This is a genomic window from Paraburkholderia sp. UCT70 (genome assembly GCF_050434085.1).
GTDB lineage: Bacteria > Pseudomonadota > Gammaproteobacteria > Burkholderiales > Burkholderiaceae > Paraburkholderia > Paraburkholderia tuberum.
The window spans coordinates 933,763-948,929 of record NZ_JBNPVZ010000002.1 but is presented as its reverse complement, the minus strand read 5'-3'; the positions used below and the strand labels follow the sequence as shown (position 1 = coordinate 948,929).

The following is a 15,167-nucleotide window of genomic DNA, read 5'->3' as shown; positions in this document are numbered from 1 at the left end:
CGGGCGTTTCATGCGAACGCCGGAGTGGCTCGCGTGATTGCCCGGCTGGCTCCGGTTCGAGATCTACAGGACTTTGTTCTTGTCGAGGGTGCTGCCGGTCGCCGCGTTGTAGCGTTCGACGTAATCGCCGAGCAGTGCGCGGATCGCCTGGCCGATCGCGCGGTAGTCCGACTCGTTCAGATTCGCGAGCGATACGCGGCCGGACGGATGCTGCGTGCCGAATCCGCGTCCCGGCAGCAAGACCACGCGCGCTTCCCGCGCGAGTCTGAACAGCAGCTCGGACGGCTCCGTATTCTTCAGCAGCCACTCGACGAAATCGCGTCCGTACGCGCGCTCGCCAAGATATTCCATGTCCAGAATTGTGTAGTAGTCGACCTGGTTGATGTCGATGTCGTCGAACGTAACGCCCATCCCGTCGTACAGAGCGCGCTTACGGCTGCGAATCAGACGCTTCAGCGCATTCTTGTACGCGTCCGGCGTATCCATCAGCGAGAACAGCGAAAACAGCACCATCTGCACCTGCTGCGGCGTCGAGAGCCCTGCGGTGTGATTGAGCGCCACGCTGCGGCTATCGGCCACGAGCCGATCGATGAACTTGAGCTTGTCGGGCTCCGTCGTGATCGACTCGTAACGGTGATGCAGTTCCTTCTTCACGTCCTTCGGCAACTCGGCGATCAGCCGATCGAAGATATTGTCGCGGTGCGTGGCGATCGTGCCGAGACGCCAGCCGGTCGCGCCGAAGTACTTCGAATACGAATACACGAGAATCGTGTTCTTCGGCGCCAGCGCGAATAGCGACACGAAACCGTCGGCGAACGTGCCATACACGTCGTCGGTGAGCAGGATCAGATCGGGCCGCTCCTTCACGATTTTGGCGACATACTCAAGGCTCTCGTCGCTGATCCGCACCGAAGGCGGATTGCTCGGATTGACGAGGAAAAACGCCTTCACGGCCGGGTCGCGCAGCTTGTCGAGTTCCTTCTTCGAGTACTGCCAGTTATTTTCGACGTCGGCATTCACCTCGACGACTTTGAGCTGGTAGTCGTTCAGCGCCGGGATCTCGATGTAGGGGGTGAAGATCGGCATGCCAAGCGCGATCGTATCGCCCGCCTTGATCAGGTGGTTCTGGCGCATCGTGTTGAAGATGTAGGTCATCGCGGCGGTGCCGCCTTCGACCGCGAAAATATCGAACTCGCCGATGAACGGATGCTTGCCGACCATCTCGCGGCGCAAATACTGCCCGACGATGATTTCCGACAGCTTCAGCATCCGGTCGGGCACCGGGTAGTTCGACGCGAGAATGCCCTCGCACATCTCGTACAGAAAGTCGCTCGCGGACAACCCGAGCTGATCGCGCACGTACGAGACGGCGCTCGCGAGAAAGGCGATGCCCGGCACGCCCTTGTTCTCGCGCAGGAACAGGTCCAACCTCTCGACGAGCCCGTCACGCTTCGGAAAGCCGCCGACGCCTTCGGGCATATAGGCAAACGAGCGCTCGGATTCGCGCATCGCAAAGAGGCCGAGTTGCCAGAACCCGTGGCGCGGGATCGTCGCGACGAAGTTGGGATTGCCGCGTCCGGCGTTGAGCATCGCAAGGTTCGCGGGCCGCTCGACCGCACCGCCGCCCGCCGCCTTGATCAACTCGTCTTTCAGTTCGAACGGACTGAGTGCCGCCAGCTTCGCCTTGTCGGCGTCCTGCTTGTCCCGCTTGCTCATGTCTCCTCCTGAACCATGTTTTGCGCGCCGTGTTCCGCGCGCAGTTCGCCGATAGAGCATCGCCGGCAGCGACGCCCCGGGGGTCAAGCCAGCATCATCACGACGACCATGCCCCAGATCGTCAGCAGCGTATTGCCCACCGCGTAGGTCACGGTATAGCCGAGTCCTGGGACCTGGCTTTGCGCGGCATCGCAGACCGTGCCGAGCGCCGCGGTCGTCGTTCTCGAGCCCGCGCACACCGACGTGAGAGCGGGTGTGTCGTAAATGGGTAGCGGCCGCCCGGTTTTCTTCAGAGGTCAGTCGACCTCCGGAATCGGTCTCTTCCGGTGAATACGTCTCTTCCGGTGAATACGTCTCTTCCGGTGAATACGTCTCTTCCGGTGAATACGTCTCTTCCGGTGAATACGTCTCTTCCGGTGAATACAATGGTTCTTCCGGCGAGGCAAAACAATACGACCTTGGTCTCACGAAAATTTACGCACTGATTACGCGCGCGTCCTTATTTCTTGAGAACCTTCCACGGCCCATTGCCAGTCTTGCAGGCGACCGGCGTCCAGCTCTGGGTCTGCCCTTTCGCGACCGCGACGAGCGTCGCGGTCCGGCAGGTTCGATCGCCTTCCTTCGTCGTATCCCGCGGCGTCACCGTGCCCGTGATCGAAACGGGATTGCCGGTCCCCGCATTGCTCCAGTCGAGCGATTCGCCATCCTTTTTTGTGTCGAGTGCCTTTTGCGCCGCATTGTTGAGCGCTTTACGGTCGGCGTCGCGCATGTACGTAATGGGCGTGTCTTTCAGAAAGTTCAGGTTCGATGCATGACCCAAAACGGGGCCGGCTAGCAGCGCCGCCGCGAGCCACCGCGTGAGCGCACGCGCGCCGGGACGAAATTGGCATGACATGGGTATCTCCTCGATTTCATCTGCGCCCCGCGTCGTCCGCGAGATCGCCGTTTTGCTGGAACGCGTCGACGACGTCCGCCACCGAACCGCGCCGGCCGATATGGCCGACACGAACTTCGAGCCCCTCGGCGCGCAGCATGTCGCGCACGTCCGCGTGCGCGCCGACGACCTTCATCGCGGCGCCCGCGGCCTTCAGCGCGCCGTGCATCGCTTCGAGCATGCGCGCGCCCGCCAGATCGACGACCGCCGATGCGGACAGATCGCAAATCACGAGCCGGACCGGTTCGGGTGCGGTGTGGATCATGCGCCAGATCGTCTCGCGCACGTGCTCGACGTTGAAGTACAGCAACGACGCCTCGACACGCACCGCCAGCACATGCGCAATCGTCTCGTTCTCGGCATGACGTTCGAGATCCGAGAAATAGCGCGTGCCGGGAATACGCCCGAGCATCGCGACGTGCGGATGCGCGGCGCGGCGGATGATCAGCAGCATCGACACGAGCACCGCGACGATGACGCCCTTCAGGATGCCCAACAACAGCACCGCCGCGAGAGCCACCATCGAAATCGCGAATTCGAAGCGGCTCACGCGCCACACATGACGCAGTTCGCCGACGTCGACGAGGCCCTTCACGGCCACGAGCACGATCGCTGCCAGCACGACGTTGGGCAGATTCGCGAGCAGTCCGGTGAGGAACATCAGACAGAAGCCGATCGCGAGCGACGCGAATACCAGCGCAAGCGCGCTTTTCGCGCCGGCCTTGTCGTTCACCGACGATTGCGAAAGCCCTCCCGCGACCGGGAAGGCCTGGAACAATCCCGTGGCCAGATTGGCTGCGCCAAGACCCAGCAATTCCTGGCGGGCGTCGATCTCGTAACCATGTGCCTGCGCGAGCGCGCGCGCGGCCGAAACGCTCTCGACGTATGCCAGCAACAGGCACGCGAACGCGAGCGGAACGATGCCGTCGACATCGCGCAGCCGCAGCGCGGGCAGACGGAATTCAGGCAAGCCCTGAGGCAGCGCGCCCACGAGCGTGAAGCCGCGGCTGGCCAGCGGCGTGACGGACAACACGACGATCGAGGCAGCGACGACGGCGAGCGCCACCGGACGCCCCGGCAAAAACTTTTCGCCGAGCAGCAGCAACGCGATGCAAACGAGGCCGAAACCGAGCACGCCGAGGTTGGTCAGCGGAAGCTGCCCCCACAGCACGGCGATCCGTTCGAAGAAGAATTCGCCGCCGCCTTTCACCCCGAACAGCTTCGGCAGCTGGGTCATCGCGATCGTCAGCGCGGCGCCCGCCTTGAAGCCGAGCAGGATCGTCTCGCTGATGAAGCTGACGAGCGAACTCAAGCGCAGCAGCCAGCCGATCATGCACATGCACGCGATCAGCACGGACGTGAGCGCCGCGATCGAAGCCCAGCGCGACGGGTCGCCCCCGGCCATCGGCACGAGCGTCATGCCGACGAGCATCGAGATCGCCGAGGTCGGGCCGATCGCGAGCTGGCGCGACGAGCCGAACAGCGCATAACAGAGGCCGCCGACCAGATAGCCGTAGATGCCGTATTGCGGCGGCAAGCCCGCGAGCGACGCATAGGCGAGCGATACCGGAATGCCATAAGCCGCGAGCGTCACGCCGGCGACCGCGTCCTTCGCGAGCCATCGAGGCTGATAGCTTCGCAGCCACTGCGCGGGAGGAAACGCGGAGCGCCACCCGCGCGCGGGTGGCGTGGAAGACGCGCGGCCGGTGACGCTGGGTGGATGGTTCAACTTGGCGCCTCGAGTACGGAAGCGGACCTGACGGAAGCACGGGGGCGCTGTACGGCCATCGCCTCAGCCAACCCGGAGCGGCTCAGAGCGAATCCTTGACGCGCTGCCACGTGTGATCCGGATTGAATTCGGTCACAGGCGGCGCGTGCGCGCCACGGTCCTTCTGGTAGATGACGCCGTTGTTGCTGACCACGAAGGTCATCACGCCGCTCGTGCCGTACTGCGCCGGATAAGCGACCATCGCGAAACCGGCGATCATGTGGCCGTTGATCACGTAGCTGAACGCGCCGCCCGGCGCGTTCTTGCCCTGCCGCGTCAGGATGTGGAAATGGTAGCCCCGGTAAGGATCGCCCGCCGCGTGGCCTTTCAGATATTCGGAACTCGCGGCGACGAGCGGGCCGAACGGACTCTCTTCTTCGGCGCTGTTTTCGTCGGAGTGCCAGTAGAGACCGTCCTGCTTGCCGGGTGTGCTGGCCAGCTTCTGCGCGTATTCGAGCAGGCCGTCGTGGTTCCGGTCGCGCGACGCGTATTGACGCTGCGCGTCGATATAAGCGTGCAGCACCTTGATCGCTTCGAGTTCGTTGGCGCCGATCCGTCGATTGATCAGTTCTTCTTCGCCCTGCTCGGTGGCGAAGCGCCAGGTGCCGTCCGCTTTGACGATCGGTATCGGCATCGGCCACGCCTCGTCGCCGACCAGCAGAATCCGCCGGTTCGGTCCCCTGTCGTCGAGCACGTGATAGGCCTCGAGCTCCTTGCTCGCCTTGGCCCAGTTCGCCTCGTTCTCCGCCTGATCCGGCGATACCACGAGGCTCTTGTGCGCTTCGCCGAAGATCGCCACGAGCGACGCTTCGTCGTCGGTCTTTAGTGCGCTGGACAGCGCGGCGACCGCGTCTTCCGGGGTGGCGAAAGTGCGCTGCCCCGCGGCGAGCGCGGCCAACGGAACCGACAGCGCGAGCACCATCGCGCACAGCCGGCGCGATCTGGCCACACGTCGCCGCGAATCGTCGCGTGCGCGCTTTCCGGTGATGCTTTGCCCGCTCATGGCTGCTCCTTATCGCCGTCCGCCGCCGCGGCCGCCACCGCCACCGCCACCGCCCGCCCGCGGCGAGAATCCACCACCGCCACCGCCGGAAAATCCGCCACCACCGCCGCCACCGGAGTATCCGCCGCCACGCGTCGATTGGCGGCTCGCCGCGCCGCGCGCGCTATTGGCTTGCGCGTCGCGCGCCGAGCCGTAGCCGCTGAACGCATCGCCGCCGCCCGCAGGCGCCGCGCGCTGACTCACGTCTCGCGTGCCCGCCGACGCCGTCGGACGCTGGGACGGCTGCGGCCGCCCTTGCGCGCCAGCACCGCCGCCTGCGAAGTTTGCGCCGGCGCCGCCACCCGCGCCGCCACCTGCATAGTTTGCGCCGCCGCCCGCGCCGCCGCGGTTGCCGCCCGCCAACCCACCGCCCGCGCCTGCACCCGCGCCGCCGCCGCGCGACGGCGGATCGCCGACCCGTTGCGTGCGCGCCGAGCGATCCGAGATACCGCTGACCTGGCCCGGCTTCTTGTCCGAGGTCCACGCGGAGGTGCCCCCTCCCTGCCCGCGACCACCGCCGCGGTTGATGTCGCCCGTGTTGATATTGCCGCGCTCGACGTTTCTATCGCCCCGCTCGACGTTTCTATCGCCGCGCTCGACGTTTCTTTCGCGGTTGATGTTGATGTTGTTGTTGCCGCCGCCTCCGTAATTCGTTTCATAGTGCCCGCCGTTCCAGGCGGCGGTAATCGCCGCGCCCCAGATCAGCCCCGTCGCGAGCGCGGCGCCGGGCGCGTACGGATAGTAGTAGGCCGGATATGGCGTGGGCGCGTAGGCGTAGGTCACGGGCGCACTGGCCACCACGATGGTCTGCGGGTTGTACTGCGGCACGTAGATCACCTGCGGATCGGCCGGCTGGATCTTGATCACTTCCTTCTCGACGACCACGACCTGCTTGTCGTCGGATTTCAGATGCCCCGCCGACTGCGTTTGCCGCCGGAAGCGCTGAATCGCTTCGAGCACCGAGCCCTGATCGGCAACGACGGCCTCGCCGAGATCGATCGTCCAGTCGAGATCGGTGCTCATGTTCTTGACGATGTCGGGGTAATTCAGCAGCGCCTTCACCGGATCGTGCCACGCGTCGTTGAGCTTCAGCGACTTGTTGTTTTTGTACTGATCGAGAAAGCGATCGGCCTGCACGACTTCCACGGGATAGGTTGAGGCCGGAAGAATGATCGCGATCAGGTCGTCCGGATATAGCGCGATCGGTCCGACGAGCTTGTCGAGCGTCGCCGCGGAAACGGGTGCGTTCGGGGCCGCGTTCGCCGGGGCGTTCGCGGCCGGCGCCTGCGCCAGCGACACCGCAGTGGAGAACGCGCCGCAGCACGCCAGAAGCGCGGCACCCAGTACATGGCTGACGCGTCGCGCGCGCTTCGCCTCGTCGTCGAGCGCCGGCATGCGCCAGCGCCTGTCGAGCGCCGTTGCAAACGGGATGATGCGTGTACGAGCACGCGAATCGCGGTCCATCGATGCTTCCCCTTGCGCTTCGTCAGCGGCCCCGGGCTGCATGGCCAGGCGGCAGTCCACGGCCATGATCTTTGACAGACAGTTGTCCGAAGCAATGAAAACGACCTGCACCTGTTGCATGGATACAGTTTGGAAACCATGGACGATATTGCAAATACGACCTTGGTCCGATTGCGCGCGACAGGCCCGCGACACCATGATGAAAGCGAACCTGCCATTGCTGCGCATCCACCGCGCGGCAACCGGTCCCACCAGAATTCCCATTCACGGGTGCCGGTTGCGCCCTCACGCCTGAGCAAACAGGCAGCCGGCGACTCGCACCCGCGTGTGCCCACGCAAGGAGCTGTCGTGAACAAGTCTACGAAATATGCCGTTATCGCCGCGTTGAGCGCGTCGCTATCGCTGGAAGGCCTGGCGCAATCGAGGCCGATTGCCTATCCGGCCAAAGGGCAAAGCCCGCAGCAACAGCAGCAGGACGAAGGCGCCTGCTATTCGTGGGCGAAGAGCAATACTGGCATCGACCCGACCATGGTCGCCAATGCCCCGCCCCCGCCTTCCGGCCCCGCGGTGGGAGGCGGCGAGCGCGTGCAGGGCGCCGCGCGCGGCGCGGCGGGCGGCGCGGTCATCGGCGCGATTGCGGGCGACGCCGGCAAGGGCGCGGCGATCGGCGCGGCGACCGGCACGATGGTCGGCGGGTCGCGCGCGCGGCAGAACCGGCGCGCGGCCGCGGCACAATCGCAGTCGCAAACGCAGGGCTCGATGGACACGTTCAATCGCGCTTTCGCCGCCTGCATGTCAGGGCGGGGTTACACGGTCAATTGATCGCGAAGGAGAGCAGCATGATTAACCGCAAACTGATCATCGCGGGGGCGCTCGTGTGTCTCGCGAATACGGGGTTCGCTCAGACGGAGTCACCACAAGTCACGGTCAAGAGCGAGCCCGGCAAAGTCACCGTGTCGGGCACGGTCAAAACGACCGCGACGGTCGTCGGCATCGAGCCGGCAACGCGCACCGTCTTGCTCAAGGACCCGAAGGGCAAGGTCGTGCAGGTCGTGGTCGGAGAGGAAGCGCGCAACTTCGATCAGATCAAGGTCGGCGACGTGGTCAAGGCCGAGTATTCGCAGGCTCTGACCATCATGCTGAAAAAAGGCAACGCGCCGCTGACCGCCAACGAAACGCAGACGCTCGATCGCACACCGGCGGGCGCGAAACCCGGCGGCTCGGCCTCGCGCGAAGTCACGATCATGGCTAACGTCATCGCGGTCAATCACCAGAGCGGCGTGGTCACGCTGAAAGGCCCGCAAGGCAATACGGTGGATCTGATCGTGCAGGATCCCGAACAGCTCAAGCGGATCAAAAAAGGCGACCAGATGCAAGCGGTCTATACCGAGGCCGTGGCCATCTCCGTGGAGCCGGTCGCCGGCAAATAGCGGGCATGGCTCGCGTCAGATCAGGCGGTGCGCTTGCGCGAGGCCGCTGAGGGGAGGCGTAAAGTCCGCGCGTCGAAAACGCACCGTCGAGAAAACCCGTATCGCATTGGGACTCGCCGGCAGACGCGCAAGGCGAAACTCGATTTCGTGCGCGGGCCGCGTATCTCCCTCTTCCAGGACGACGTTCATCCGGTCGAGCCGGTACATGCTTTTGCGCACGTAGAAATGCGCATCCGGCGCCCCCAGTACACCGCACATCACGTCGAGATGCCGCTCCAGCGCCTCTGTCTTCAGGCCCAACTGCGCCAGAGCCTGATCGTTCTCTTCGATCTGCGCCTGCAGCTTCGCCACTTCCGCGTAATTCGACGTCGCGTCGCTACCAAGCAGCGAGCGCACGCCCGCCCCTTGCCGTTCGAGAATCGTCAGGCGCGTTTTCAGCAGCGCCCTTTCGCGTTGCAATTCGTCCTGCCGCGAGGTGTCGGCCTCGATCTTGCCGAGGGCTTCGAGCACGAGCTGATCGACGATCCGCAACACGATTTGGCGCCGCAACGCGGCTTCGGATTCTTCGCACACGCGCACCTGGTGATCGCTGAAGTTGATGGTCGTCTGCGCGAGATCGGTTTGCGTCGTCTCGCCGTGTTGCCCGACGCCGAAAATACGCCGCTCGTCCATGGCCATGCCGAGCACCGCGAATACCTGATCGGCAGCGGGATGGTCGCTAAAGAACGTGTTCAGCTCGTGTGAGCGGTTGAAGACCGGGCAGACGTCGTCGGGTGTGGCGAAAAAGGCGTGGATATACGGGTCTGTCGCCCACGCCGCCGCGTTCGCTTCGCGCGTCGGCGGCACTTCATCGGCGAGCCGGAGCAGATAGGCGGTCGTGTGTTGCACGGCGGGCCGCAGGCGCGACGCATAATTGCGCGCGAGCCGCAACGACGGACAGAGCCCGACGATCCGCTCGACGATTTCCTTCGTCTGCTGATCGTCGCTCTCTTCGGAAGCGGTGCGCCTGGTCAGCCACCGCGACAGCAGACCCATGCCCGGCTCCCGTCGCCCGTCACGATTCGTCGCGCTCCGGCAGCAACTGCGCGACGATCGTGTGGTTCTTCCAGAACAGGTTATGGACGCGGTTTTGCAGTATGCGCAGCCCGTCCGTGGGCACGTCGTCGAAGACGACCACCGCGCCTGGCCGCGAGCCCGTGCCGTGCACCCGCTGGATCGAGCTGAAGCGCGGGAACCCGTAGCGAATCAGAAACTCGCCGATCTCTTCGTCGGAGACGCTTTCCTCGACGTTTCCAAGAAACAGTTCAGCCATGATGCTTACTCCTCCAGATACTAGGCCACGATGTTCAATCCGCCGTCGATATACAAGGTGGAACCGGACACCCGCCGGGCATACGGCGTGGCCAGAAACGCACAGGTATAGCCGACATCCATGATGTCGACGAGTTCGCCGAGCGGCGCGCGCTGCACCGCCTGGTTGAGCAGCAGCTCGAAATCCTTCAGGCCCGAAGCGGCGCGGGTCTGCAGCGGCCCGGGAGAAATCGCGTGCACGCGGATGCCCCTCGGTCCCAGCTCGAACGCCAGATAGCGCGCGCAGGCTTCGAGCGCCGCCTTGACGGGGCCCATCAGGTTGTAGTTCGGCACGACCTTGTTTGCGCCGTAATAGCTCATCGTCAGCATGGTGCCGCCGTCTTTCATTAGCGGCGCGGCAAGGCGCGCCATCCGCACGAACGAATGGCAGGAGATGTCCATCGCGCTCAGGAAGCCCTCGCGCGACGATTGCAGCAAGCCGCCCTGCAGATCCGCTTTCGGCGCCCATGCAACGGCGTGAACGAGAATATCGAGGCTTCCCCATGTCTTCTCGATCCGGTCGAACACGGCCTCCATTTCGTCCTCGCCCGTTACGTCGAGCGGCATGAAGATCTCGGCATCGAGTGCTTTGGCGATCGGTTCCACATAAGGAGCCGCCTTGGCGTTGGCATAGGTGAGCGCAACGCTCGCGCCGAGGTCGTGAAACGCCTTCGCGCATCCGTACGCAATCGAATGCTCGTTGGCGACGCCGGTCACGAGGGCCTTCGCTCCTCGCAGAATCAAACGCGGTTGCTCGACAGACATGGTGAAACTCCTCTATGGGGCGACAGCGCGCGTATGGCGGGCGATCATCAGTTCCTCGTTGGTGGGCACGACCCAGACCGGCAGCCTGCTCGAGGCGCGGGTGATCAGCGGGCCGCCCGCCCGATTGGCCGCTTCGTCGAGTTCGGCGCCGAGCCACGCGGCATCGCTCACGATGCGCTCGCGGATCGCGACGGCGTGCTCGCCGATGCCGGCCGTCAGCACCAGTGCGTCGAGACCTTGCATCGCCGCGGCGAGACTGCCGAGTTCGCGCCCGATGCGGTAGATGTAGACGTCGATCGCAAAGCGGGCACGCGGGTCGTTGCTGTCGAGCAGCACGCGCATGTCCCCCGAGATGCCCGACATGCCGAGCAGCCCCGAGCCCTTGTAAATGAGGTCCGCGATCGACTGCGTATCCATCTTCAGCTCGTCGAGCAGATAGAGCATTACGCCGGGGTCGAGGCTGCCGCAACGCGTGCCCATCGGCAGGCCTTCCACCGCCGTGAAGCCCATCGTGCTCGCCACGCTCTTGCCCGCTACCATCGCGCACATGCTCGCGCCGTTGCCCAGATGCGCGACGACGGTGCGCCCCGCCGCCGCGGCCGGCGCGATCTCCGGCAGCACGCTCGCAATGTATTCGTACGAGAGCCCGTGAAAACCGTAGCGCCGCACGCCGTGGTCGGTAATCGAGGGGGGCAGCGCATAGGCCTGCGCGGTCTCGGTCTGCGTGCGATGAAACGTGGTGTCGAAGCACGCGACCTGTGGAAGGTCGGGACGCAGCTGCGCGAGGATGCGGATCGGGGTCAGGTTATGCGGCTGATGCAGCGGCGCGAGCGGGCTCAGGCTGTCCAGCTGGTCGATCACCTCGGAGGTCGCGAGGACGGGGCCGGTAAAGCGCTGCCCGCCGTGCACGACGCGATGCCCGACCGCCTTCAGTTGATTGCCGCCGCCGTGGTCGCGCAAAAAACCGCCCAGATATTCGATCGCGCCCTGATGGCCGAGCCGATGGCCATCGCCCCATTCGTGCGAGCTGGCATTACCGTCGCGGTCCGTCACGCGAAAACGCGGGCTCGTGTAGAGCGCTTCGATCTGACCGCGCAAAATGAGCTCGAGTTGCGCTTGTTGCGCGTCGAAGGCGCTGAACTTGAGGCTCGACGAACCTGCGTTCAATACGAGGATCACATCCGCCATGACGTCACCCGATCACCTTGCCGGCCTCGCGCCGTGCCTTGGCCACCAACGCGGCGACCGCGCACGACGCGAGACGCGTCGACAGCGAATCCGCGCGGCTCGTCAGAATGATCGGCACGCGCGCGCCGAGCACGATGCCCGCCGCGTCCGCGCCGGCGAGAAACGACAGGCTTTTCGCGAGCATGTTGCCCGCCTCGAGGTCCGGCACCATCAATACATTGGCGCGACCGGCCACCCGCGACTCGATCTGCTTGATGCGCATGGCTTCGATGCTGATCGCGTTGTCGAGTGCGAGCGGACCGTCGACGAGCCCGCCGGTGATCTGCCCGCGGTCCACCATCTTGCACAGCGCCGCCGCTTCCACCGTCGATGGAATTTTCGGATTGACGCTCTCGGTCGCGGACAGGATCGCCACGCGGACTTCGTCAAATTTCAGCGCGTGCCCGAGATCGATCGCGTTCTGCAGGATGTCGACCTTCTCTTCGAGCGTCGGCAAGATGTTGATCGCGGCGTCGGTGATGATCAGCGCGTTCTCGTACCCGGGCACGTCCATCACGAAGCAATGGCTGATGCGCCGCTCGGTGCGCAGGCCGGTGTCACGGCGAATCACCTCGGCCATCAGCTCGTCCGTATGCAGGCTGCCTTTCATCAGGGCCTCCGCCTTGCCTTCGCGCACCAGTTGCACGGCTGCTGCCGCGGCGGCATGGCTATGCGGCGCATCGACGATCGTGAAGTTCGAAATGTCGATGCCGTGTTCGGCGGCAATCGCTTCGATGCGCGCGCGCGGCCCGACCAGCAGCGGCGCCATCAGTCCCATCCCGGCTGCTTCGACCGCGCCATTCAGCGAACTGTGGTCGCACGGATGCGCGACCGCTGTCGGCATCGCCGGCAGCGTCCGGCAGAAATCGATCAGACGTTGATACTTCGCGTGCTTTTCCATCGGCGTATTCCTCGTGTGTACGGTGCGTTGGATTCGTGACGCGTGGCACGCCATGCTGACGGGCGCCGTGCACACGGTTCCGCCACACTTGCGTCGTGCCGCGCATCGCGCCGGTTGCTCACGTGCGAGCGGAGTCAGGCAAACGTGCGTTGCGCTTGCGGCTCACGCGCGAATCCAGCACCGCGCGGATGCGTTCGAACGCCTCCTTTTGCGCGGCGTCGGGCGCGGTGTTCAACACGCGCTCGTCGCTCGCCAGCTTGTCGAGCAGTTGTAGAAAGCGCTCGCGGTCCTCGCTGTGGGAAAGCAGCTTCGGCAGCGTGGCTATCGCCTCGTCCGGTTCGAAGCTGACGATGATTTCCTGCTCGCCCCGGATCCGCCGCCAGTGATCGGGGCTGATGTCGGGCAGGTACTCCGCGTAACTTTCGGCGATCTCCTTGCGCATCTCCAGGCGCGCGAGCGGCAATGACCCGCCCTTGCGCGACAACAGATAGGCCGCGCGCGCGAGTGCCTCCGTGTAGCCGCCGTCGCCGATCGCCTGCAACGCCGTGCGCACGAACGGCAGCTCGCGCGGATCGACCGCACCGGCTTGCGCGGCCACGCCATCGGCGGCCGGCTTGCTCAGATACGTCGCATACAGATTCGCGTACACGCTGAAGAAGCTGGCCTCGGTCGCCGCGTCGCGCATCGCGCGGTAATACTCCAGCGACGCGCTGATCATTTGCGAGCCGTTGTGTTCGAGCTTGCTCCACGGGTTATCGGCGGCGGCCCGCTGGCGATTCTCACGGACCGATTGCGCGGCCGCCGGCAGCCAGCCGAGCCACGGGTTCATCGCGGAAACGGCCCAGCGCTGCCAGCGCAGCGGATGAAACTGGCGCAGCAGGCGGGCGCTCGTTTCGTTCGACATCGCCTGCACGAGCGGCTGCGCGAGCAGTTCATACATGCGCTGATTCAGATTGGACACCGCGGCGACCGCTTCGAACGGCTTTTCGTCGATGCGGCCGAAGCGGTTGTAATGCGCGGAAATCTCCTCGAGCCGCCGCTCATGAAATTCGACTTCGTATTCGATCTCTCCGGCCGCGTTCCTGGCCTCGTTGATGGTCATGCCGTAGAGTCCCGGCGGAAAGGTTTCGATGGTCTCGAGCACGGACATGATCTGCTTGTGCTCTTTCTTCGCGACTTTCCCGGACACGAAAATGCCCAGATGCCCGATGTTCTGGTGCGTCAGACCGACGATCACCTGGCCGCGCGCCTTGATCTCCTCGGTGCTGCCGTACAGGTCCGCCACCCAGTTGAACGCCTGTTGAGGCGGCGTGATGTTGTCCCCCATCGACGCGAACAGGATGATCGGCGAGCGGATTTCACGCAGATCGAAAGCCTGGCCGCTGCTGTTCGTCACTCCGCCCGACCACAGCTTGTTGCCGACGAACAGGTTGCGCGTGATCCATTCGATCTCCTCGCGATTCATCAGGTAGTAGCTGCCCCACCAGCGCTCGAATTCCAGAAAGCGTGGCGGCTCGGTATCGACGTTCGAGAACAGGTGGTAGTACTTGTCCCAGAACGTGTTGGCGGGATTCAGGTTCTCGAAGTTCTCCACCAGATACGCGCCGTCGAACTTGCCGTTGCCGAGATCCGCCGCGTACGACGCGAGCCACGCGCCGCCCAGCATGCCGCCCGCGTAACGCATCGGGTTGTCGCCCTCGCCTTCGCTCCAGGCCGCGCTCCAGTAAGACATCGGCGCACCGTTGATGACGATCGGGCCGGTCTCCTCGGGGTCGGAGCTGGCGAGCATCATGGCCGCCCAGCCGCCCTGGCAATTGCCGATGATCGCGGGCTTCGGACTGTCGGGATGCAGCGCGCGCACCTTGCGCACGAATAGCTGCTCGGCGTTGCACACGTCGAGCAGGGTCTGACCGGGCTCGGGGTCGCGAAAGAACACCACGAAGTAGACGGGATAGCCCGCGCGCAGCGCGATGCCCGCCTGCGAATCGTCCTTGAAGCCGCCAATGCCGGGGCCGTGCCCCGCGCGCGGATCGATGATCAGATACGGACGTTTGCGCACGTCCACGCCCACGCCTTCGAGCGGACGAAGTTGCAGCAGCGCATAGTTGACCGGCCGCTCGAACTTGCGGCCGTCCAGCACCATGTCGTACTCGAAATGCAGCACCGGCGTGGGGCCGCTGACGCTGCGTTCGACGAACTCGTTGCCGCGCCGGTACAGCGTGTCCCAGAACAGCAGCGAGCGCTGCGCGGCATCTACCGTGTATTGCCACGCACTGAGCGGATCGAACGGCGCGGGCATCGCGCTTGCGATCGGCGCGCCATCGTGATCGAGCCCCAGCGTTTCGGTGACCCGTTCACTCAGATGCCGCTGGGCGATTTGCGTGCGCTTCTGCAGCACGTGGGTGATTTTCGAGGCAATGTCCTGGCTTTGTGACAACAACGTTTCAGCGTCCATCGGGAGACTCCTGAAAGGTGCGCGTCACGATCGGTGCCGAGGCACGCGCCGTGCATCGATTGAATCGTGGAGTTGACCCAGAGCTCTAGCAATCGGACCAAGGTCTTATTATGCG

Annotated in this window: 13 protein-coding genes and 1 pseudogene; 2 read left to right on the top strand and 12 right to left on the bottom strand. The window is 64.7% G+C overall.

Going from position 1 to position 15,167, the window contains the following annotated elements:
* Positions 1 to 63: 63 nt before the first annotated feature.
* The 6 genes and pseudogenes from OKW41_RS06605 to OKW41_RS06580 all read right to left on the bottom strand — a co-directional run bounded on the left by OKW41_RS06605 (position 64) and on the right by OKW41_RS06580 (position 6,924).
* Positions 64 to 1,716, bottom strand: a complete 1,653-nt coding sequence (locus tag OKW41_RS06605; RefSeq protein WP_429571939.1) for a bifunctional aspartate transaminase/aspartate 4-decarboxylase — start codon at positions 1,714 to 1,716, stop codon at positions 64 to 66.
* An 83-nt stretch (positions 1,717 to 1,799) separates the two neighbouring features.
* Positions 1,800 to 1,970 (bottom strand): annotated as a pseudogene (locus tag OKW41_RS06600) (hypothetical protein); the annotation flags it as partial.
* A gap of 245 nt (positions 1,971 to 2,215) precedes the next feature.
* On the bottom strand, positions 2,216 to 2,611 hold the full coding sequence (locus tag OKW41_RS06595) for an RT0821/Lpp0805 family surface protein (RefSeq protein WP_429445614.1): 396 nt from the start codon (positions 2,609 to 2,611) through the stop codon (positions 2,216 to 2,218).
* 16 nt (positions 2,612 to 2,627) lie between these two features.
* Positions 2,628 to 4,379, bottom strand: a complete 1,752-nt coding sequence (locus OKW41_RS06590) for a SulP family inorganic anion transporter (RefSeq protein WP_429571938.1) — start codon at positions 4,377 to 4,379, stop codon at positions 2,628 to 2,630.
* Between the two features lie 82 nt (positions 4,380 to 4,461).
* Positions 4,462 to 5,421, bottom strand: a complete 960-nt coding sequence (locus OKW41_RS06585; RefSeq protein ID WP_429571937.1) for a DUF2950 domain-containing protein — start codon at positions 5,419 to 5,421, stop codon at positions 4,462 to 4,464.
* A 9-nt stretch (positions 5,422 to 5,430) separates the two neighbouring features.
* Positions 5,431 to 6,924 (bottom strand): DUF3300 domain-containing protein, encoded by a 1,494-nt coding sequence (locus OKW41_RS06580; RefSeq protein ID WP_429571936.1) that lies wholly within the window; start codon positions 6,922 to 6,924, stop codon positions 5,431 to 5,433.
* Positions 6,925 to 7,272: 348 nt separating this feature from the next.
* On the opposite strand from OKW41_RS06580, the gene OKW41_RS06575 reads away from it, so the two are divergent.
* Both OKW41_RS06575 and OKW41_RS06570 read left to right on the top strand, forming a co-directional pair.
* On the top strand, positions 7,273 to 7,746 hold the full coding sequence (locus tag OKW41_RS06575; protein ID WP_184006818.1) for a glycine zipper family protein: 474 nt from the start codon (positions 7,273 to 7,275) through the stop codon (positions 7,744 to 7,746).
* Positions 7,747 to 7,763: 17 nt separating this feature from the next.
* Positions 7,764 to 8,354, top strand: coding sequence for a hypothetical protein (locus tag OKW41_RS06570; protein ID WP_429571935.1), 591 nt, complete (start codon positions 7,764 to 7,766; stop codon positions 8,352 to 8,354).
* A 15-nt stretch (positions 8,355 to 8,369) separates the two neighbouring features.
* On the opposite strand, the gene OKW41_RS06565 is transcribed toward OKW41_RS06570, so the two are convergent.
* The 6 genes from OKW41_RS06565 to OKW41_RS06540 are packed head-to-tail and all read right to left on the bottom strand — an operon-like array spanning position 8,370 to position 15,052.
* Positions 8,370 to 9,389, bottom strand: coding sequence for a hypothetical protein (locus OKW41_RS06565; protein ID WP_429571934.1), 1,020 nt, complete (start codon positions 9,387 to 9,389; stop codon positions 8,370 to 8,372).
* Between the two features lie 19 nt (positions 9,390 to 9,408).
* Complete coding sequence (locus OKW41_RS06560; RefSeq protein WP_184006824.1) at positions 9,409 to 9,666, bottom strand: RNA-binding protein; 258 nt, start codon at positions 9,664 to 9,666, stop codon at positions 9,409 to 9,411.
* A 20-nt stretch (positions 9,667 to 9,686) separates the two neighbouring features.
* Positions 9,687 to 10,469, bottom strand: coding sequence for an enoyl-ACP reductase FabI (fabI, locus tag OKW41_RS06555; protein ID WP_429571933.1), 783 nt, complete (start codon positions 10,467 to 10,469; stop codon positions 9,687 to 9,689).
* 12 nt (positions 10,470 to 10,481) lie between these two features.
* Positions 10,482 to 11,657 carry an acetate/propionate family kinase gene (locus tag OKW41_RS06550; protein ID WP_429571932.1) on the bottom strand — a complete coding sequence of 392 codons (1,176 nt, stop codon included), beginning with the start codon at positions 11,655 to 11,657 and terminating at the stop codon, positions 10,482 to 10,484.
* Between the two features lie 4 nt (positions 11,658 to 11,661).
* A complete protein-coding gene (locus tag OKW41_RS06545; RefSeq protein WP_429573358.1) occupies positions 11,662 to 12,735 on the bottom strand; it encodes a phosphate acetyltransferase in 1,074 nt (357 codons plus the stop codon).
* Positions 12,716 to 15,052, bottom strand: coding sequence for a DUF3141 domain-containing protein (locus OKW41_RS06540; RefSeq protein ID WP_429571931.1), 2,337 nt, complete (start codon positions 15,050 to 15,052; stop codon positions 12,716 to 12,718). Before OKW41_RS06540 ends, OKW41_RS06545 begins: the two co-directional genes overlap by 20 nt.
* Between the last annotated feature and the right edge of the window lie 115 nt (positions 15,053 to 15,167).